General features: G+C 68.3%; 19 protein-coding genes and 1 tRNA gene. 3 read left to right on the top strand and 17 right to left on the bottom strand.

What is annotated here, in order from left to right; translation table 11 throughout:
• The first annotated feature begins 1 nt into the window (after position 1).
• A complete protein-coding gene (hflX, locus tag C8P69_RS10265) occupies positions 2-1,366 on the top strand; it encodes a GTPase HflX (protein ID WP_245901975.1) in 1,365 nt (454 codons plus the stop codon).
• 21 nt (positions 1,367-1,387) lie between these two features.
• Here hflX and mazG read toward each other — a convergent pair whose 3' ends face one another.
• The 10 genes from mazG to C8P69_RS10215 all read right to left on the bottom strand — a co-directional run bounded on the left by mazG (position 1,388) and on the right by C8P69_RS10215 (position 10,528).
• A complete protein-coding gene (gene mazG, locus C8P69_RS10260; protein WP_108176767.1) occupies positions 1,388-2,254 on the bottom strand; it encodes a nucleoside triphosphate pyrophosphohydrolase in 867 nt (288 codons plus the stop codon).
• Between the two features lie 159 nt (positions 2,255-2,413).
• Positions 2,414-3,214, bottom strand: coding sequence for an MBL fold metallo-hydrolase (locus C8P69_RS10255; RefSeq protein WP_108176765.1), 801 nt, complete (start codon positions 3,212-3,214; stop codon positions 2,414-2,416).
• An 8-nt stretch (positions 3,215-3,222) separates the two neighbouring features.
• On the bottom strand, positions 3,223-4,017 hold the full coding sequence (locus C8P69_RS10250; RefSeq protein ID WP_108176763.1) for a TatD family hydrolase: 795 nt from the start codon (positions 4,015-4,017) through the stop codon (positions 3,223-3,225).
• Positions 4,017-5,561, bottom strand: a complete 1,545-nt coding sequence (gene metG / locus C8P69_RS10245) for a methionine--tRNA ligase (RefSeq protein ID WP_108176761.1) — start codon at positions 5,559-5,561, stop codon at positions 4,017-4,019. The genes C8P69_RS10250 and metG overlap by 1 nt, the downstream gene beginning before the upstream one ends.
• 21 nt (positions 5,562-5,582) lie before the next feature.
• Complete coding sequence (locus C8P69_RS10240; protein ID WP_108176759.1) at positions 5,583-6,632, bottom strand: DNA polymerase III subunit delta'; 1,050 nt, start codon at positions 6,630-6,632, stop codon at positions 5,583-5,585.
• Entirely contained in the window at positions 6,629-7,303 is a 675-nt protein-coding gene (tmk, locus tag C8P69_RS10235) for a dTMP kinase (RefSeq protein WP_170118202.1), read from the bottom strand. Before tmk ends, C8P69_RS10240 begins: the two co-directional genes overlap by 4 nt.
• Positions 7,300-8,478 (bottom strand): D-alanyl-D-alanine carboxypeptidase family protein, encoded by a 1,179-nt coding sequence (locus C8P69_RS10230; RefSeq protein ID WP_108177484.1) that lies wholly within the window; start codon positions 8,476-8,478, stop codon positions 7,300-7,302. Before C8P69_RS10230 ends, tmk begins: the two co-directional genes overlap by 4 nt.
• A gap of 53 nt (positions 8,479-8,531) precedes the next feature.
• A complete protein-coding gene (locus tag C8P69_RS24440; RefSeq protein ID WP_281260039.1) occupies positions 8,532-9,812 on the bottom strand; it encodes a septal ring lytic transglycosylase RlpA family protein in 1,281 nt (426 codons plus the stop codon).
• Between the two features lie 179 nt (positions 9,813-9,991).
• Positions 9,992-10,081 (bottom strand) — tRNA-Ser (locus C8P69_RS10220).
• A 147-nt stretch (positions 10,082-10,228) separates the two neighbouring features.
• Positions 10,229-10,528, bottom strand: coding sequence for a hypothetical protein (locus C8P69_RS10215; RefSeq protein ID WP_146167316.1), 300 nt, complete (start codon positions 10,526-10,528; stop codon positions 10,229-10,231).
• Between the two features lie 231 nt (positions 10,529-10,759).
• Between C8P69_RS10215 and rimO the strand changes: the two genes are divergently transcribed.
• Positions 10,760-12,100, top strand: a complete 1,341-nt coding sequence (rimO, locus tag C8P69_RS10210; RefSeq protein WP_108176753.1) for a 30S ribosomal protein S12 methylthiotransferase RimO — start codon at positions 10,760-10,762, stop codon at positions 12,098-12,100.
• 266 nt (positions 12,101-12,366) lie between these two features.
• Positions 12,367-13,038 (top strand): L,D-transpeptidase, encoded by a 672-nt coding sequence (locus tag C8P69_RS10205; RefSeq protein ID WP_108177482.1) that lies wholly within the window; start codon positions 12,367-12,369, stop codon positions 13,036-13,038.
• A 134-nt stretch (positions 13,039-13,172) separates the two neighbouring features.
• Here C8P69_RS10205 and lpdA read toward each other — a convergent pair whose 3' ends face one another.
• The 7 genes from lpdA to pdhA all read right to left on the bottom strand — a co-directional run bounded on the left by lpdA (position 13,173) and on the right by pdhA (position 19,723).
• Positions 13,173-14,612, bottom strand: coding sequence for a dihydrolipoyl dehydrogenase (gene lpdA, locus C8P69_RS10200; RefSeq protein WP_108176751.1), 1,440 nt, complete (start codon positions 14,610-14,612; stop codon positions 13,173-13,175).
• Positions 14,613-14,637: 25 nt separating this feature from the next.
• Positions 14,638-15,117, bottom strand: coding sequence for a hypothetical protein (locus C8P69_RS10195; RefSeq protein ID WP_108176749.1), 480 nt, complete (start codon positions 15,115-15,117; stop codon positions 14,638-14,640).
• Between the two features lie 8 nt (positions 15,118-15,125).
• On the bottom strand, positions 15,126-16,469 hold the full coding sequence (locus tag C8P69_RS10190; RefSeq protein ID WP_108176747.1) for a pyruvate dehydrogenase complex dihydrolipoamide acetyltransferase: 1,344 nt from the start codon (positions 16,467-16,469) through the stop codon (positions 15,126-15,128).
• Between the two features lie 179 nt (positions 16,470-16,648).
• Positions 16,649-16,942, bottom strand: a complete 294-nt coding sequence (locus C8P69_RS10185; protein WP_108176745.1) for a DUF5076 domain-containing protein — start codon at positions 16,940-16,942, stop codon at positions 16,649-16,651.
• Complete coding sequence (locus C8P69_RS10180; protein ID WP_108176743.1) at positions 16,939-17,181, bottom strand: hypothetical protein; 243 nt, start codon at positions 17,179-17,181, stop codon at positions 16,939-16,941. The genes C8P69_RS10185 and C8P69_RS10180 overlap by 4 nt, the downstream gene beginning before the upstream one ends.
• Positions 17,182-17,188: 7 nt before the next feature.
• Complete coding sequence (locus tag C8P69_RS10175) at positions 17,189-18,562, bottom strand: pyruvate dehydrogenase complex E1 component subunit beta (RefSeq protein ID WP_108176741.1); 1,374 nt, start codon at positions 18,560-18,562, stop codon at positions 17,189-17,191.
• A gap of 87 nt (positions 18,563-18,649) precedes the next feature.
• Positions 18,650-19,723: a pyruvate dehydrogenase (acetyl-transferring) E1 component subunit alpha gene (gene pdhA / locus C8P69_RS10170; protein ID WP_108176739.1), complete on the bottom strand. Its 1,074-nt coding sequence runs from the start codon at positions 19,721-19,723 to the stop codon at positions 18,650-18,652.
• Positions 19,724-19,831 lie beyond the last annotated feature (108 nt).

Here is a 19,831-nt window from a genome sequence, read left to right as displayed (position 1 = left end):
GTTGGACATTCGCAGACCCGACATCGTCAGCACCACTCTCGCCGATGGCGAGGAACCGCGCGGCACGCCGACCCGCGTGCTCGTCGTCGTGCCCGTGCGCTCGTCGCGGCGAGGCGAGGGGGCTGATGCGCCCTCGCGCTCGGCCACAGCGAAGCGCGACGAGGCGGTGGGCCTTGCGGCAGCCATCGACCTCGAAGTCACCGAGGCGGTCATCGTCACCCTCAACGAGCCGCGCCCCGCAACCCTCATCGGCAAGGGCAAGGTCGAGGAGCTTGCGGGCCTCGTCACCGCCCATGATGCGGGGCTGGTCTTCGTCGATGCCGCGCTTTCGCCGGTGCAGCAGCGCAACCTCGAAAAGGCCTGGAAGGCCAAGGTCGTCGATCGCACCGGCCTGATCCTCGAAATCTTCGGCCGGCGCGCCCGCACCAAAGAGGGCGGGCTGCAGGTTGAACTCGCCCATCTGAGCTACCAGAAGAGCCGCCTTGTCCGCTCCTGGACCCACCTTGAGCGCCAGCGGGGTGGCTTCGGCTTCCTCGGCGGCCCCGGTGAGACGCAGATCGAGGCGGACCGCCGCATGATCCAGGAGCGCATCACCCGCATCGAGCGCGAGCTCGAACAGGTGACGCGCACCCGCCGCCTGCATCGCCAGAGCCGCCGTCGCGTGCCCTATCCGATCATCGCGCTGGTCGGCTACACCAATGCCGGCAAGTCGACGCTGTTCAATGCGCTGACCACCGGCGGCGTGCTGGCGCAGGACCTGCTCTTCGCGACCCTCGACCCGACGCTGCGCCAGATGCGCCTCCCGCGCGGCACCAAGGCGATCCTTTCCGATACGGTCGGCTTCATCTCGGACCTGCCGACCATGCTTGTCGCGGCCTTCCGCGCGACTCTGGAGGAGGTCATCGAGGCCGACGTGATCCTGCATGTGCGCGACGTCAGCCACGGCGACACGGAGGCCCAGGCCGCCGACGTGAAGGCGATCCTCGGCGATCTCGGCGTCGATCAGGCGACGCGCACGATCATCGAGGTCTGGAACAAGGTCGATCTGCTCGATCCGGAATCACGGGAAGCCGCGCGCAACCGCGCCGAGCGACACGAGCCGGAGGCGCGGCCGCATTTCGTCTCGGCCATCACCGGGGAGGGGCTCGAGGCACTTCTCTCCGCGGTGGAGGACAAGCTGCGCGCCGCCCACGACCGGATGACCGTGACGGTGGCCGCGGCCGATGGCGCGACGCTGCACTGGATCCACGAGAATGCCGAGGTGGAGGCGCGCGAGGCGCTGGACAGCGGAGAGACACGCGTCACCCTGCGGATCGCCCCGGCCAAGCGCGACCAACTGGAGCGGCGGCTCGCCCAGGCCTCCTGATGACCCCGACGTCCTGACGGCTCAGCCAGGCTCGCGCTCCCGGCGCTTGGCCTCGTTCCACAGCGCGTCCATCTCATCGAGGGACGCCTCTGCCGGTGACCGGCCCTTGGCGGCCAGGGCCGCCTCGATCGACCCGAAACGCCGTTCGAACTTGGCGTTGGTGCCGCGGAGCGCGGCCTCCGGATCGACGCCGAGGTGGCGCGCGAGATTGACTGCGGCGAACAGCAGGTCGCCGACCTCGTCGGCGACGCTCTGCTGCGAGGCTCCGGCGCGGCGCGCCTCGACGATCTCGCCGGCTTCCTCGACGATCTTGGCGAGCACGGCGTCGACATCGTTCCAGTCGAAGCCGACCTTGCCGGCCTTGTCCTGGAGCTTGAGCGCCCGGGTCAATGCGGGCAGGGCGGTGGGAACCCCCGCCAGCACTCCCGCTGCGGCCGGAGCAGGCAGGCCGAGCCGCTGGCGTTCCTCGGCCCTGGCGCGCTTCTCCTCGGCCTTGATGCGTTCCCAGAGGCCCTTGACCGCCTCGGGGCTCATGTCGCGATCACCGCCGAAGACATGGGGATGCCGGCGGATCAGTTTCTCGGTGATGGCGCGGACGACATCGGGAAACGCGAAGATGCCTCGTTCCTCAGCCATGCGGGCGTGGAAGACGACCTGCAGCAGAAGGTCGCCAAGCTCGTCCTTGAGGTCGGCGAGATCGCCGCGCTCGATGGCGTCGGCAACCTCGTAGGCTTCCTCGATCGTGAAGGGCGCGATCGTCGCGAAGTCCTGCTCGAGATCCCAGGGGCATCCATGGTCAGGCGTTCGGAGCCAAGCCATGATCTCCAGCAGGCGCTGGATGTCGCCGGAGGGCGTGACGGCGGTCGGATCAAGCGAGGGCTGGGTCATGGGGGAGTGTGGCCGTGAATGGACCGGCCGAGGCAAGGGGAAGGAGCCGTCGTCCACAGGACTTGCCGACCTAGTGACACACGCATCGACGATTCGCATAAGACATATTATGGAACTCATCGATGCAGCCTGGAGCAGCCGCTTGGCGATGGGACGGCCTCAGTCGAGGCTGATCCGCATGCCATCGAAGGCTGGCGCAATGTGGCCCGGCAAGCGGCTCTCAAGGACGCGATAGTCGACGTCGGTGTGCAGATTGGTCAGCACGGCCTGTGTCGGGGCGAAGTCCGCCAGATAGGCCAAGGCCTCGTCGACGCTCAGATGCGTGGGATGGCGCGTGTAGCGCAGCGCATCGAGGATGATCATCCGCGCGCCGAGGAAGGCCGCGCACGATGACGACGGAATTACACTGACATCAGGGCAATAGATGGCGTTGTTGAAGCGAAATCCGAAGGCGCGATAGCCGGCGCCGTGCTCGACCGTGATCGGCTCGAAGGTCACGGTGCCGCCCGGGCCGTCAATCACCACGGGCCTGTCCGGGGCGAATTCGTGCATGTCGACGATCGGCGGATAATCGCTGCCCGGTGGCGAGGCGAAGCAATAGCCGAAGCGCTGGCGGAGCGTCGCGGCGGTGATGTCGTCGGCATGGACGGCGATGCGGCGGCGCATGGCGAGCACGATCGGCCGGAGATCGTCGATGCCATGGGTGTGGTCGGCGTGATCATGGGTGTAGAGCACCGCATCAAGCCGCGTCACACCGGCGCCGATCAGCTGCTCGCGCAGGTCCGGGCCGGTGTCGATCAGCACGGTAGTCACACCGCCGGGGCCGGTCTGTTCGATGAGGATCGAGCAACGGCGGCGACGGTTGCGCGGTTCTGCGGGATCGCAGGCGCCCCAGCCCTGGCCAGCCCGCGGAACGCCGCCCGATGAGCCGCATCCCAGGATGGTCACGACAAGGCCCATGGTGGACCTCAGGCCGAAAGGCGCTGGAGCGGATCGGCCTTGGCGAAAAGCCGGTAGAAGTTCGCCGTCGTCTGCCGCGCCATCTCCTCGGGCGTCAGGCCGACGGCCTCGGCGACCACCTTGCCGGTTTCCACCACGTAGGACGGCTCGTTGGTCTTGCCGCGGAACTTGCCCGGCGCGAGGTATGGCGCGTCGGTTTCAACGAGGATGCGGTCGACCGGCAACTCGCGGGCGAGATCGCGCAGGTTCTGGGCGCTCTTGTAGGTGGCGATGCCTGAGAACGACACGTAGAGGCCGAGCTCGATGCCGGTTATGGCCAGCTCTCGCGAGCCGGTGAAGCAGTGGAGAACGGCGGCAAAGGCCCCCTTCCCCATTTCCTCGGTCAGGATGTCGGCGACCTTGGCGTCGGCCTCGCGCGCGTGGATGACGAGCGGCAGTCCGCTCGCCCGCGCGGCGGCGATATGGGTGCGGAAGCCCTGTTCCTGCGCCTCGCGGGGCGACTTGTCGTAGAACCAGTCGAGCCCGGCCTCGCCGATGGCGATGACCTTGGGATGGCCCGCGAGCGCCACGAGATCCTCGGCGGTGACGTCGAGCTCCTCATGGGCATTGTGAGGATGGGTGCCGACCGAGCACCAGATGCCGTCATGGGCCTCGGCAATGGCGCGGATGCCATCGAAGCGGCGCACGCGGGTCGAGATCGTCACCATGGCCTTCAGGCCCGCGTCGACCGCACGGCCGATCAGGCCCTGCCGGTCGGCGGCGAGCTCCGGGAAGTCCAGGTGACAATGGCTGTCGACCCACATCAGGCCGCGGGCTCCGCATCGACATAGCGCGGGAACACGCCGACCGGCGGCGGTAGCGCCGTTCCGGGCACCAGGCGGGTGTCGAGCGCGGCGAAATCGCGGGCGTCCTCAGGCACGGCCAGGAGGTCGAGCAGCTTCGGCGCGCCGAGCGGGATCGCGGGCGCCGCGAGGATTGCCGCCTTCCGGATCACCTCGGCGGTGACATAGAGCACGGTTTCCATGCGAGCCGGGTCCGTCTTGCGCAGCGCCCAGGGCGCCTGCGCGGCAAAATAGCGGTTCGCCTCGCCAACCACCGCCCAGACGGCCTCCAGCCAGCGATGGATCTGCTGGCTCGCCATGGCCTCGCGCGAGATCGCCAGCATGCCGTCGGCAGCGGCGAGGATCGCCTCGTCCTCGGGGGTGAAGGGCCCGGGCGTCGGCAGAACGCCGTCGCAGTTCTTGGCGATCATCGACAGCGACCGCTGGGCGAGGTTGCCGATGTCGTTGGCGAGGTCGGCATTGGTGCGGGCGACGATGGCCTCGTGCGAATAGGAGCCGTCATTGCCGAAGGCCACTTCGCGCAGCAGGAAGTAGCGCATGGCATCGACGCCATAGGTCTCGGCCATCCCGAAGGGATCGACGACATTGCCGAGCGACTTCGACATTTTCTCGCCGCGGTTGAACAGGAAGCCGTGGCCATAGACGCGCTTCGGCAGGGCTAAGCCCGCCGACATCAGGAAGGCCGGCCAGTAGACGGCATGGAAGCGGACGATGTCCTTGCCGATGACGTGGAGGTCGGCTGGCCAAAAGGCCCAGCGCGGGTTGCTCTCGTCGGGAAAGCCGGCGGCGGTGATGTAGTTGGTCAGCGCGTCGACCCAGACATACATGACGTGGCCGTCGGCGCCGGGCACCGGCACGCCCCAGTCGAAGGTGGTGCGCGACACCGAAAGGTCGGTGAGCCCGCTCTTCACGAAGCTGATGACCTCGTTGAAGCGCGTGTCGGGGCCGACGAAGTCGGGATTGGCCTCATAGAAGGCCAGCAGCTTGTCCTGGTACTTGGACAGGCGGAAGAAATAGGTCTCCTCCTTGGTCCACTCGACCGGTGTCCCCTGCCCTCCGACGCGCACGCCCTCGGCATTCACCGAGGTTTCGTCCTCGTTGTAGAAGGCCTCGTCGCGGACCGAGTACCAGCCCTCGTAGCCGCCGAGATAGATGTCGCCGGCCGCGACCATGCGCTCCCAGATCGCCTGGCTCGCCGTGTAATGGCGCGGCTCGGTGGTGCGGATGAAGTCGTCGTTGGAGATGGCCAGCGCCTGCGCCATCGCGCGGAACCGGTCGGAGTTGCGGTCGGCCAAGGCGCGGGCCGTCAGCCCCTCGCGCTCGGCGGTCTGGACCATCTTCAGGCCATGCTCGTCGGTGCCGGTGAGGAAGAAGACGTCGCGGCCGTCGGCGCGCATGAAGCGGGCGATCGCGTCGGTCGCGATGACCTCGTAGGCGTGGCCGATATGCGGGGCGCCGTTCGGATAGGAAATGGCGGTCGTGACGTAGAAGCGTTGCTTCGACATGGCGGTAATGGCGATCCGGGGTCAGGCGTGCCGCCGGCCGGCCTCGGCAAGCCAGCCGAAAACCTGGAAAACGAAGGGCTTGCGTTCGAGGTTGAACGTGCGCACCTGCGCCGCGGTAGCCTCGACCTTCTCCCATACCTCGGCATGGGGTGCAAGGCGACGCGCCCCCTCGCCCGCAGCGCGGCGAACCTCGCCGTGAACGTGGTTGAAGACCATGCGCAGGAACAGGTCGAAGAGCGCATCGTCGCGCCGCGCGAGCTTGTCGCCGAGGGCGTGGATGGCCATCGGATCCGGCTCGGGCAAGGCGCCGAGCAGCCGCTCGACCTCTCCGGCAAAGCCGTCCTGCGCGCCTTCCGCGAGTTCCAGCGCCCGCCGCAGGCTGCCGTCGGCATGGGCGGCGATGCGGGCGGCCTCGTCCGTGGGCAGGCGGATGTCGTCGAAGGTGCCGAGACCCTCGGCGATCTCCTCCGGGGTCAGCGGCGCCAGCGAGAGCACGCGGCAGCGCGAGCGGATGGTCGGCAAAAGCCGACCGGGCATATGGGCGAGGATGAGGAAGAGCGAGCGCGGCGGCGGCTCCTCCAGGAGCTTCAGCAGCGCGTTGGCGCTGGAGCGGTTGAGGTCGTCGGCGGCGTCGACGATGCAGATGCGCCAGCCCCCCTCGCCCGCCGTCGAGCCAAAGAAGCGGACGATCTCGCGCATGGCGTCGACGGAAATGTCCTGCGGGATCTTGTCCTTGCCTGGCGCGGCAATGCGGCGGAGCGCCAGGAGATCGGGATGGGAGCCAGCGACGATGCGCCGGGCCACCGGATGATCCGCGGCAACGGCAAGGTCCCGGGTCGACGGGGGGATGGCATCGGGGCGCGGATGGGCGAGGACGAACCGGGCGAAACGGTAGGCGAGTGTGGCCTTGCCGATGCCTTCCGGCCCGCCGATCAGCCAGGCATGGTGCATGCGCGGGCCGCGATAGGCGTCGAGCAGCTGCCGTTCCGCCTCATGGTGGCCCATGAGGATGGTGCGCTCGCGCGGATGCGGCGCGCCGTCCAGCCGGTCGGCGGCATTCTCCTCGATCATGAGGCCACCAGCCGTGCGCCGATGTCGAAGCGCTCGATGACCGCGGCGCGGATCGCCTCGGTCACGGCATCCGCATCGGCCGAGGCATCGATGAGCCGGCACCGCTCCGGCTCGGCCCGGGCAATGGCCTTGAAGCCTTGGCGCAGCTTGGTGTGGAAGGCGACGCCTTCCTTCTCGAAGCGGTCGGCTGCATTGCCGCGGCTCGCCACGCGGGCAAGGCCCACCTTCGCCGGCAGGTCGAGGATGAGGGTGAGGTCCGGCCGGTTCTCACCGACCGTCACGCGTTCGATGGCGAGGACAAGGTCCATCGGTACGCGTCCCGCATGGCCCTGATAGACCCGGGTGGAATCGGCGAAACGGTCGCAGATCACCCAGGCGCCGCGGGTCAGCGCCGGCAGGATGGTGACGTCGAGATGATCACGGCGGGCCGCGGCGAAGAGCATGGTCTCGGCCTCGGGGCCGAAGGGCTCGGCGCCACCGGCGAGCAGGACATGGCGGAGCACCTCGGCGCCCGGCGAGCCGCCGGGCTCGCGCGTCAGCACGACCTCGATGCCCTTCTGCTCGAGGAAGGCGGCAAGGCGCCGCGCCTGCGTCGACTTTCCCGCGCCCTCCCCGCCTTCCAGCGTGATGAAACGGCCGCGCGCGGTCGCTGTCGGCGCCGGTTCGGTCACGGACGCGCGGTCCCGGTGCGGATCCAGCCGGTGGCGAGCTCCCAGGCACCCTGCAGGGCGCGCTGGCTGAGCGTGCCGGTGCCGACATCGGCCGCGGCAAAAACAGGAACTTCCAGCGCCACCTGGCTGCCGCGCAGGACGCGCAGCATGCCGACCTCGGCGCCCTGGCGTACCGGTGCGCGCACGGGGCCGCGATAGACGATCTGCGCGGTGACCCGGTCGGACTGGCCGCGCGGCAGGAGGAGGCGCACCGGCTTGCCGGCGGTCACCGGAACCGTTCCCTGGGAGCCGCCGAAGACCGCGACATCGCCGATCATCTCATTTTCCTGAAAGAGGTCGCGCAATTCGAAGGAGCGGAAGCCCCAGTCCAGCAGCTTGCGGGCCTCGTTGGAGCGCTCCTGCAGCGATCGGGCGCCCATGACGACGACGATGAGCCGCTGGCCGTTCTGCACCGCCGAGCCCGCGAGGTTGAAGCCAGCCTCCTCGATATAGCCGGTCTTCAGGCCGTCGGCGCCCGGATAGGTGCCGAGCAGCGGGTTGCGATTCTGCTGGCGGATGCCGCCCCAGGTGAACTCGCGCTCGCCGTAGAGGCCGTAGTGCTCGGGATGGGCGCGGATGATATGGTCGGCGAGCCGCGCGATCTCGCGGGCCGTTGAGCGCTGCTCGGGATCGGGAAGACCGGTGGAATTGCGGAAGACAGAGCGCGTCAGCCCGAGGGCACGGGCGCGGCTGTTCATCACGGGAATGAAATTGGCCTCGGTTCCCGAAACGGCCTCGGCGAGCGCGATGGAGGCGTCGTTGCCGGACTGGATGACCACGCCGCGCATCAGGTCCTGCACCTTCACGCGGGAGTTCACGGCCGCATACATGGAGGAGGTGCGCGACGGGGCCCCTCCCCGCCGCCAAGCGTCCTCGCTGATGACGACCTCCTGGTCGAGGCGAAGCCGGCCCTGCCGCAGTTCCTCGAAGATGACCGCCATGGTCATCAGCTTGGCGAGGCTGGCCGGGGCCTGCAGCTCATCGGCCGCCTTCTCGAAGAGCACGGACTGGGTGCCCACGTCGAAAAGGATGGCATTGCGGACGGTGGTCTGGAAATTGTCCTGAGCCGCCGCTGGGGTGGCCACAGCCCAAACGGCGACGGCAAGCGTCGTCAAGGCGAGTCGCAGGCTCACGATGGCACTCCTCCCGCCCCATGGATGGGGCGGGCGCGACACGAAATCAAGCTGGGTCAGTACAGCGAACCGAAGCCGAGCGAAGCCCGGACCGGAGCGCCGCCCGGCATGGCGGCAATCGCCGGTGCGGCGGGCCGCGGCGGCGCGAAGGCGTTGGCCGCCGGCACGGTGACGGGCCGCGACGAGGCCGTGGCGAGCACGGGGGCGGACGGCTGGGGCGCGGCGGTCGGGGCCGGCGTCGCGACGACGGTCACCGTTGCCGGGGCGACCTGCGCCGGCGCGTTGGACCGGGCGACGACCGTGGTGGCGACGGGCGCGGCGGGCACGGCCTCGCGCAGGCCCGGACGCTCCATCGGCAACGGCGCCGAGGCCATGGTGATCGGGGCGGAAGCCGCGACCGGTGCAGCAGCGACCGGTGCGGGCGTCGGCGCGAAGGGATTGGGCTGAACGAGGTCAGGATTGACGGCGCCGGGAGCGCTGGGGGCGGCAGTCGTATCCTGGCGGAAGAAGGCGAAGCCCTGGGCGGGCTGTTCCTGTGGCGCGGGCAGCGGGGCCGCGGCGACGGGAATGGCGACCGGCGTCGTGGCGGCGGCAGGCGCCGGGCGCGGAGCCGGATCCGGCACGGTCTGCGGCGCGGCCGAGGCGATCATGGTGGCGGGGGCGCCGCCCACCGGACGCGGCGCCGGCGAACCGTCGGTGCGCAGGGTCGCCAGCAGCATGCGGTCATCGGAGCCCTCGATGGGCGCGCGGCCGACATATTCGACGCGGACGCGGGCGAGGCCCTGACCGCGGAAATTGAGGAGGTGCGAGGCGCGGTGCGACAGGTCGATGACGCGGTTGCCATGGAACGGGCCGCGGTCGTTGACGCGGACGATAAGCGAATGGCCATTGGTCAGGTTGGTGACGCGGGCATAGCTCGGCATCGGCATGGTGCGGTGCGCGGCCGACAGCGAGTTCATGTCATAGACCTCGCCATTGGCGGTGAGGCGGCCATGGAACTGGCGCCCGTACCAGGAGGCGATGCCCGATTCGGTGTGCCCCTCGCGCTTCTCAAAGGGCGTGTAGGTGCGGCCGGCGACGCGATAGGGCCGGCCGACGCGGTAGACGCCGCCGCCCCGCGGAACGGACTCGCCGTCGGCGACGACGCGCGGGCTCGAACTCACGCCATACTGGGAATTGAACCGGTCAACGGGACCGCCGGACGAAGCGGTCTGGCTGTTGCAGCCCCCGAGCGCGAGCCCCAGGCCGCAGAGCGCCGTGCAAGCCAGGACGCGATGGCGCATCCCCATGGCGGAAACGGACACGCGCAGGCCCTCGCCGATCGCCGAAGAGTTCAAGCTGGTCGCTCCATGCTGCGCGGGACCAGCCCGCTCCGCTTCGGCATCCTTAGCCGACGCCGTCCCGATGCGCCAGTGTGGTGGCAAATGGGACGAATTCGTGACGTTGCCATCATCCTGCCCGATGATGGTTATGCGGCCATTAACCGTGGATTGAGGCGGGGTTGCCCGCTGCGCCGTGGCGGATGGGGTGAGATTCGAACTCACGGTGAGCTTGCACCCACGGCGGTTTTCAAGACCGCTGCCTTAAACCACTCGGCCACCCATCCGCATCGCGCGCGGCGAGCGCTTGTCTAGGGCGCGGCGGGCCGGGGCGTCAACGTGGCGACGTCAGGCCGTGTCCATGGGGGATTGCCTGCAACGAAAGACCCCGCCGCCAGGTGGCGACGGGGTCGGTGTTCAGGCCATGGCGGCCGTCAGAAGCGGCAGACGCGCTCGCCCCAGCGGTTGATCCAGCAGCGGCGCACCGGGCGGAAGGGACGCGGGCCGTAGAAGCCATAGGGGCGATAGGGCCGGTAGTAGCGGCGGCGGCGCCAGCCGGGACCCGGGCCGTAGCCATAACCATAGCCCCACTGCATTTCGAGGGGGGCGCCGGCCGGCGTTGCGGCAGGGGTGGCAGCAGCCGCGGCAACCGGAGCGGCCATGGCGGCGGAGCTGAGGGCGCCCGCGGCGACGACGCCGCCGGCCAGGGTGCCGAAGAAAACACGACGGTCCATGAGATCCTCCTTGAGATCGACGGCGTGATGCTGCGCCGTGGCATTTGAACGCATGATGAACCGAGAGGTTCGGTTTCGTTCAGATCGCGGCAGGGCGTGTCACGTTCGCCTGCCGTGGACCTTGCATCAGGCCGCCGGAGGGCGCGCTGATCCGCATCAATCCGGGCGGTTTTCCTTGTCGATCGCCGCTCTTTCGCCTATTGGCGGCCCCTGCCCGTCCCGAGAACCCCGATGACCGACACCGCCGCACCGCCGCGCGAGGATCGCGCCGCTCCGAAGATCTCCTTCGTCTCGCTCGGCTGCCCGAAGGCGCTGGTCGATTCCGAGCGGATCATCACGCGCCTGCGCGCCGAAGGCTATGAGCTGTCGCGCAGCCACCAGGGCGCGGACCTGGTACTGGTCAACACCTGCGGCTTCCTCGATTCGGCCAAGGCCGAGAGCCTCGCTGCCATCGGCGATGCCCTGAAGGAGAACGGCCGCGTCATCGTCACGGGTTGCATGGGCGCCGAGCCCGAGCAGATCCGCGCGGTGCATCCGAGCGTGCTGTCGATCACCGGCCCGCAGCAATATGAGAGCGTGCTCGCCGCCGTCCACGAGGCCGCCCCGCCGAAGCACGACCCGTTCCTCGATCTCGTGCCGCCGCAGGGCATCAAGCTGACGCCGCGCCACTACGCCTATCTGAAGATTTCCGAGGGCTGCAACAACCGCTGCACCTTCTGCATCATCCCGAAGCTGCGCGGCGACCTTGTCTCCCGCCCGCTCGGCGAGGTGATGCGCGAGGCGGAGAAGCTGGTGGCGGCCGGGGTCAAGGAGATCCTCGTCGTCAGCCAGGACACCTCCGCCTATGGCATCGACGTCAAATATGCGGAGAGCCAGTGGCGCAACCGCACCTGGCGCACGAAGTTCCTCGACCTTGCGACCGCGTTGGGCGAACTCGGCGTCTGGGTGCGCCTCCAGTATGTCTATCCCTATCCGCACGTGGACGAGGTCATCCCGCTGATGGCCGAGGGCAAGGTGCTGCCCTACATCGACATTCCCTTCCAGCACGCCCATCCCGACGTTCTGCGCCGGATGAAGCGGCCGGCGCATCAGGAGAAGACGGCCGAGCGCATCCGTCGCTGGCGCGAGATCTGCCCGGACCTCACCATCCGCTCGACCTTCATCGTCGGCTTCCCCGGCGAGACCGAGGAGGAATTCGAGTTCCTGCTCGACTGGCTCGACGAGGTCGGCCTCGATCGCGTCGGCTGCTTCAAATACGAGCCGGTCGCGGGCGCGACGTCCAACGACCTTGCCGGCCATGTGCCGCCCGAGGTCATGGACCGGCGCTGGAACCGCTTCATGAAGAAGCAGGCGGAGATTTCGGCCCGCCGGATCAAGCGCAAGGTCGGCACGCGCCAGCAGGTGATCGTCGACGAGGTCGGCCCGACCGTGGTCAAGGCGCGGTCCAAGGGCGATGCGCCGGAAATCGACGGCTCCGTCTTCATCCACACCAAGCGCCGACTCGCCGTGGGCGACCTCCTCACGGTGAAGATCGACCGCGCCTCGGAATACGATCTGTTCGCGAGCTTGTGACCGCGCGGAGCAGTCCGGTAGCCGGGAATTAACCACTTTCGGCCATGATCCGGCCCCGGTTGGTGTGGGGCGTGCGCGTTCCTGGGCCGTGGGTGGTGCAGTGCGGCAACAGTCGCCGCCGCAACGCCCCCGTCTCACGGTTTCGTCATGTATCGCGCCGGCCCCCGGTGCTAACGACCCGGTCCTGATTTCCATACGAGACGGCGTGGCCGGGCCTTGGACGAGGCGCGGAACCAATCGGCCGGCTCGCTGTTCAGAGGCGTATGATGACGATCGACCGACGTTTCCTCGTCCTGGGGGCTCCCTTCATCCTCGGTGCCTGCGCCACGCGGCGCGAGGAGCTGGCCGTCGAGACCCCGCGCTTCGACCCCTACTACACGGCCATGTATGGCGAGGTTCCGGGCGAGCCCTATCCGGTTCCCGCCATCGACCTGTCGCAGGTCGACGAGCGCTGGTGGCGCCGCGAGGTTCCCTATCGCGGCCGTGAATATCCCGGCACGATCGTCGTCGATCCGACCTCCCGCTACGCCTATCTCGTGCTCGAGGGCGGCCGCGCCATGCGCTACGGCGTTGGTGTCGGCAAGGAAGAGGGCTTCAACCTCACCGGCATCGCGCGCATCGGCCGCAAGGCTGCCTGGCCGCGCTGGACCCCGACCCGCGACATGATCCGCCGCGAGCCCGAGCGCTACGGCCCCTATGCCGGCGGCCTGCCGCCGGGGCCTGAGAACCCGCTCGGCCCCCGTGCGCTCTATCTCTATCGCGGCGACCAGGACACGCTCTATCGCCTGCACGGCACGATCGAGCCCTGGACCATTGGCACGCAGGTGTCGTCTGGCTGCATCCGCTTCATGAACCAGGACATCATCGACCTGTTCAACCGCGTGCCGGTGGGGTCCACCGCCATCGTTCTGCCGTCGGGCACGACTGTCACCAGCTGACGCGGCCGACAGGCTTTAGAATGCAAAAGGCCGGCTGCACGCCGGCCTTTTCTTTTGGGCCATCGCCCCCTGGTGCGGACGCTCGTCACAGACCGTGACGGGACCGGAGTCCTGCGGACAACGGTCCTGTCGCCTCAGGTGTGGACCACCCGGCCATAAGCGTCCAGGACGCTCTCGTGCATCATTTCCGACAGGGTCGGATGCGGGAAGACCGTGTGGATGAGCTCTTCCTCGGTCGTCTCGCAGTTCATCGCGACGACGAAGCCCTGGATGAGCTCGGTCACCTCGGCGCCGATCATGTGGGCGCCGATGAGCTTGCCGGTCTTGGCGTCGAAGATGGTCTTCACCAGGCCGTCCGGCTCGCCCAGCGCGATGGCCTTGCCGTTGCCGATGAAGGGGAAACGGCCGACCTTGAGGCTGTAGCCGGCTTCCTTGGCCTTGGCCTCGGTGAGGCCGACCGAGGCCACCTGCGGGTGGCAATAGGTGCAGCCGGGGATCATCAGCTTGTCCATCGCGTGGGTGTGGAGGCCCTTGATGGTCTCGACGCAGATGACACCCTCGTGCTCTGCCTTGTGGGCGAGCATCGGCGGGCCGGCGACATCGCCGATGGCATAGATGCCGGCGACATTGGTGCGGCCGAGGCCGTCGGTCTTGATGGTGCCGCGGTCGAAGCCGACGCCGAGCGCCTCGAGGCCGAGGCCTTCGACATTGCCGACGACGCCGACGGCGGAGATGAGCCGCTCGGCGGTGAGGGTCTGCTTCGCGCCCTTCTCGTCCTCGAGCGTCGCCGTGACGCTGCTTGCGCCCTTCTCGACCTTCGTCACCTTGGTGGAGGTGAGGATCTTGATGCCCTGCTTCTCGAAGCGCTTGCGGGCAAGCGCCGAAATCTCGGCATCCTCCACCGGCATGATCTGCGGCAGGACCTCGACCACCGTCACCTCGGCGCCCATGGTGCGGTAGAAGGAGGCGAACTCGATGCCGATGGCGCCCGAACCCATGACGATCAGGCTCTTCGGCATGGCCTCGGGCTTCATCGCCTCGAAATAGGTCCAGATCAGCTTGCCGTCGGGCTCGATGCCCGGCAGCACGCGCGGCCGCGCACCGGTGGCGACAATGATGTGCTTGGCCGGATAGGTGCCGGCCCCGAGCGTGCCCTTCGGCGGCGGGGTCTGCGGCTGGACGGCGGGCTTCGACGGCGCCGAGACGACGACCTGGCCGACCTTGGCGACCTTGGCCTCGCCCCAGATGACGTCGATCTTGTTCTTCTTCATCAGGAAGCCGATGCCGCCGTTGAGCTGGGCGGAGATGCCGCGCGAGCGCTTCACCACCGCGCCCATGTCGACGCTCATCGTGCCGTTCAGCGTCAGGCCGTAGTCCTTGGCGTGGGTGGCGTAGTGATAGATCTCCGCCGAGCGCAGCAGCGCCTTGGTGGGGATGCAGCCCCAGTTGAGGCAGATGCCGCCGAGATGCTCGCGCTCGACCACGGCCGTCTTGAAGCCGAGCTGCGCCGCGCGGATGGCCGCCACATAGCCGCCGGGGCCGCCGCCGATGACGATGATGTCGTAGCTGGACATGGATGACGCCTTTCGTGGGTCGATCTCACAGGAACATGAGGCGCGCCGTGCGGGCGCAGTCCTCGTTCATCTCGCCGAACAGGCCATCGGCTTCGGCATAGGCCTTGTCGAAGGGCTCGCGCGGCTGGGCATAGGTATCGCGGACGATCGCGAGGAGCTTCCAGGAGAGCTCGGTGTAGCGCTGGCGGACCGCGTCATCCCGAAAATTGGCGAGGAAGGTGCCGAGCGCGCCGAACTTGAAGACATTGGCCTCGGCGTCCCGGCGCATCATGGCATCGACCGCTTCCGTTCCGCGCGCCGCATGGGCCTCGTGCATGGCCATGGCCCGCAGTCGGATCTGGAAATAGGCGTCGATGATGTCCCGGCAGGTCCTCAGATACTCGCCGCGCAGCACGTTGCGCTGCACGACGTCGAGGTTGCGCGAGTAGTTGAAGCTCTGGAAGAACGATGAGGCCATGGCGAGGGTTGCCACCACGATGGACACGAGGGTCAACCGCGAGCCCATCGCCCGCCTCACACCAGCATGCTGATGGGGTTCTCGACATAGCCCTTGAAGGCCGAGAGCAGTTCGGCACCCAGCGCCCCGTCCACCGCGCGGTGGTCGGTGGAGAGCGTGACGCTCATCACGGTCGCCACCGCCGGCGCATCATTCTTCACGACGATGCGCTTCTCGCCGGCGCCGACCGCCAGGATAATGGCGTGCGGAGGGTTGATGACGGCGGCAAAGTCCTTGATGCCGAACATGCCGAGATTGGACACAGCCGAGGAGCCGCCCTGGTATTCCTCGGGCTTCAGCTTGCGATTGCGGGCCCGCGCCGCGAGGTCCTTCATCTCGTTGGAGATGACCGAGAGCGGCTTGTGGCAGGCATCGCGCACCACCGGGGTGATGAGGCCGCCCGGGATCGACACGGCGACGCCGATATCGGCGTGCTTGTGCTTGAGCATCGCGCCATCGGTCCAGGTGACATTGGCATCCGGCACGGCGCGCAGCGCCATGGCGAGCGCCTTGATGATCATGTCGTTGACCGAGAGCTTGTAAGCCGGCTTTCCATCGGTCAGCGGCGCGCCCTTGTTGATCTGCTCGCGCAGGGCGAGGAGCGCATCGAGCTCGCAGTCGAGAGTCAGGTAGAAATGCGGGATCGTCGACTTCGCCTCGGTGAGGCGACGGGCGATGACCTTGCGCATGTTGTCGTGCGGGATCTCCTCGAAGGAGCCGGGCTCGAACAGCTTCTTGACCTGCTCGTCCGAAGGACCGGCGACCGGCGCAGGCTTCGGGGCGGAGGGAGCGGCAGCCGCGGCCGGCGCCGGGGCCGCCTTGGCCGTGCCGCCGGCGAGCGCCGACTTCACGTCACGCTCGACAATGCGGCCATGCGGGCCGGTGCCGGCGACCTTCGACAGGTCGATGCCCTCAAGCTTGGCAATGCGCTTGGCAAGGGGCGAGGCGAAGAGGCGGAGGCCGGAGGCGGCCTGGGCGATGCTGGCAGGGGCCGGCGGAGGCGCCGCGGCAGCAACCGGCGCCGGCTCCGCCTTGGCCGGAGCCGGTGCGGCAGCGGCCGGGGCGGCAGCGGCGGGCTTCGAGGCCCCTGCCCCGCCGGCGGCGGCCTTCACATCCTCGCCCTCACCGGCAATCACGGCGATGAGCTGGTTCACCGGCACGTCCTGCGAGCCCTCGGGGACGATGATCTTGGCGAGGATGCCCTCGTCCACCGCCTCGACCTCCATCGTGGCCTTGTCGGTCTCGATCTCGGCGATGACGTCGCCGGCCTTGATGGCGTCGCCTTCCTTCTTCAGCCACTTGGCGAGGTTCCCCTTCTCCATGGTCGGGGACAGCGCGGGCATCAGGATGTCGATCGGCATGGCGGCCTCGATGTCAGGCGGCGGAAGGGATGGTCGCAGGGCGCTCGAACCGCGTCATGGCCGGGCTTGTCCCGGCCATCCACGACTTGAACACGTCGCGAGAAGATAAGTCGTGGATGCCCTGGACAAGCCCGGGCATGACGGAGAGCGTATTGCAGAACCCGAGCAAGCTCCCCTCCTCAACTGATGGCTGTGGTGGTGCCCGGATCGGTCGGGCTGTCGAGTTCGGCATCCAGCATGTTGCGGATGCGGTCGAGGGTCAGGTCCTCGGAGGCGCCCGTCTCCATGGCGTGGATGCGGGCGACATGGCGGGCAATGTCGGCGAGGACCATGCCCCAGGCCTGGGCGTCGTCGAAGGCGCGGCGCACCGAAATGTGCAGGCCCCCCTCGACGATGCCGGCGCGCAGGATCTCGACGCCGCCATTCTCGAGGGCGGCCGGCGGGATGGCGAGGGCTTCGAAGGGCGCCGTCATTTCTTCAACTGCCAAACGCCCTTACCGCCGCGACGGCCGTAGGACAGCTTGCCAAGGTCGCGTAACCGCTGAGCCGCCCATCGCGTCTCATACTGCCACGTGAAGAATAGATCACCAGATGCGCGAAGCTCGTCCTCGTGGTCACGCCAGATAAGCTTCGCGACTTCGACAACCGTTCCGGTGCCGCCCAGCTCATCCAACGCCTTCACGACAACATCAGGCAGGTCTGCGCGATGCATGGGTGCCTCAGCTGTAGGTGACGGACTTCACCGCCTCGATGACCTCGGCCACCGACGGTAGCGCCAGCTTCTCGAGGTTGGCGGCATAGGGCATGGGCACGTCCTTGCCGGAGACGCGGGCGGGCGGCGCGTCGAGATAGTCGAAGGCGCGCTCGACCACGCGGGCGGTGATCTCGGCGCCGACGCCGGACTGCTGCCAGCCCTCCTCGACCGTGACCAGGCGGCCGGTCTTCATCACCGAGGCGACGATCGTCTCGGTGTCGAGCGGGCGCAGCGAGCGCAGGTCGATCACCTCGGCGTCGATGCCGAGCTTTTCGAGCTCGGCCGCCGCCTTGGTGGCGTAGGTCATGCCGATGGACCAGGAGACGATCGTCACGTCCTTGCCGGGGCGGTGGATGCGCGCCTTGCCGATGGGCAGGACGAAGTCATCGAGCTTCGGCACCTCGAAGCTCTGCCCGTAGAGGATCTCGTTCTCGAGAAAGATGACCGGGTTGGGGTCGCGGATCGCGGCCTTGAGCAGGCCCTTGGCATCGGCGGCCGTGTAGGGCGCGACGACCTTGAGGCCGGGAATGTGCGAGTACCAGGCCGAATAGTCCTGGCTGTGCTGGGCGGCAACGCGCGCCGCGGCTCCGTTCGGCCCGCGGAAGACGATGGGGCAGCCCATCTGGCCGCCGGACATGTAGAGCGTCTTGGCGGCGGAGTTGATGATCTGGTCGATCGCCTGCATGGCGAAGTTGAAGGTCATGAACTCGACGATCGGCTTCAGACCAGTGAAGGCCGCGCCGACGCCGATGCCGGCGAAGCCATGCTCGGTGATGGGCGTGTCGATTACCCGGCGGGCGCCGAACTCCTGCAGCAGCCCCTGCGTGATCTTGTAGGCGCCCTGGTACTCCGCGACCTCCTCACCCATGACGAAGACGGCGTCGTCCTTGCGCATTTCCTCGGCCATGGCGTCGCGCAAGGCCTCGCGGACGGTCATGGTGACCATCTCGGTGCCGGCCGGCACGTCCGGATCGGCAGCGACAGAGGCCACCGGGGCCGCAGAAGCGACCACGGCGGGAGCCGCCGGCGGGGCAGCCTCCGGGGCCGGCGGGGCCTTGGCGGCCGGCGCCGGTGCGCTGCCGGCGGAGGCGTCCTCGCCCTCCTGGGTCAGCACGGCGATGATCTCGTTGACGGCGACGTCCTGCGAGCCCTCGGGGATGAGGATCTTCGCGAGGATGCCCTCGTCCACCGCCTCGACCTCCATGGTGGCCTTGTCGGTCTCGATCTCGGCGATGACGTCGCCGGGCTTGACCTTGTCGCCTTCCTTCTTGGTCCACTTGGCGAGATTGCCCTTCTCCATCGTGGGCGACAGCGCCGGCATCAGGATGTTGACAGGCATGGATGGCTTCCGATCAGGAGGTCAGGAACAGGTGGCGCCGGCTCGGGGCCCGGCGGAGGCGGCCGCGTCTGCCGCGGCCGGGCCAGATCACTTCAGGATGTCGGTCCACAGCTCGGACGGATCCGGCTCGGGATCGTTGGTGGCGAATTCCGCGCTCTCGGCGACGATGTCGCGGACGCTGGCGTCGATCGCCTTCAGCTCGTCCTCCGAGACCTTCCAGTCCTTGAGGAGTCGCTCGCGCACCTGCTCGATCGGGTCATGCTCGGTGCGCATCTTCTGCACCTCGTCCTTCGAGCGGTACTTGGCCGGGTCCGACATGGAGTGGCCGCGATAGCGGTAGGTCTGCATCTCCAGGATGTAGGGGCCCTTGCCGGAGCGGCACCATTCCATGGCGCGCAGGCCGGCGGCGTAGGTCTCGCGGATGTCCATGCCGTCGACCTGCTCGCCGGGGATGTTGAAGGACAGGCCGCGCTTCGAGAAGTCCGTCTGCGCCGAGGCGCGGGTCACCGCCGTGCCCATGGCGTAGCGGTTGTTCTCGATGATGTAGATGACCGGCAGCTTCCAGAGCGCGGCCATGTTGAAGCTCTCGTAGACCTGGCCCTGGTTGGCCGCGCCGTCGCCGAAATAGGTCAGCGAGACGTTGTCGTTGCCGCGGTAGCGGTTGGCGAAGGCGAGGCCGGTGCCGAGCGAGACCTGCGCGCCGACGATGCCGTGGCCGCCGTAGAAGTGCTTCTCGGCGGAGAACATGTGCATCGAGCCGCCCTTGCCGCGCGAATAGCCGCCGCGGCGTCCGGTGAGCTCGGCCATGACGCCGTTGGCGCTCATGCCCGTGGCGAGCATGTGGCCGTGGTCACGATAGCCGGTGATGACCTGGTCGCCCTGCTTGGACGCCATCTGCATGCCGACCACGACGGCTTCCTGGCCGATGTAGAGGTGGCAGAAGCCGCCGATGAGGCCCATGCCGTACATCTGGCCGGCCTTCTCCTCGAAGCGGCGGATCAGCAGCATCTCGCGATAGGCGGAGAGCTCCTGGTCGCGGGTGAGCAGAGGCGTCTTGCCGGAAGCCCTGGCCGCGGCCTTTCCGGCCGCCGCTTTGCTGACCGCCGCCTTCGCCGCCGGTTTCGCGGCGGCCGGTGCCGTCTTGGTCCGGGTTGCAGCCATCGGTGTCCCCTTCGCATTCGGATGCTGCATCAGATGTAGCGGTTGAATGCGACGCTGCAAAGAGAGGGGGGCATGACGTTGTGCACCGCACAAACCATTGGCATTGCA

Origin of the sequence: Phreatobacter oligotrophus (assembly GCF_003046185.1) — a bacterium.
Lineage (GTDB): Bacteria > Pseudomonadota > Alphaproteobacteria > Rhizobiales > Phreatobacteraceae > Phreatobacter > Phreatobacter oligotrophus.
This window is presented reverse-complemented; position numbering and strand designations above follow the sequence as displayed.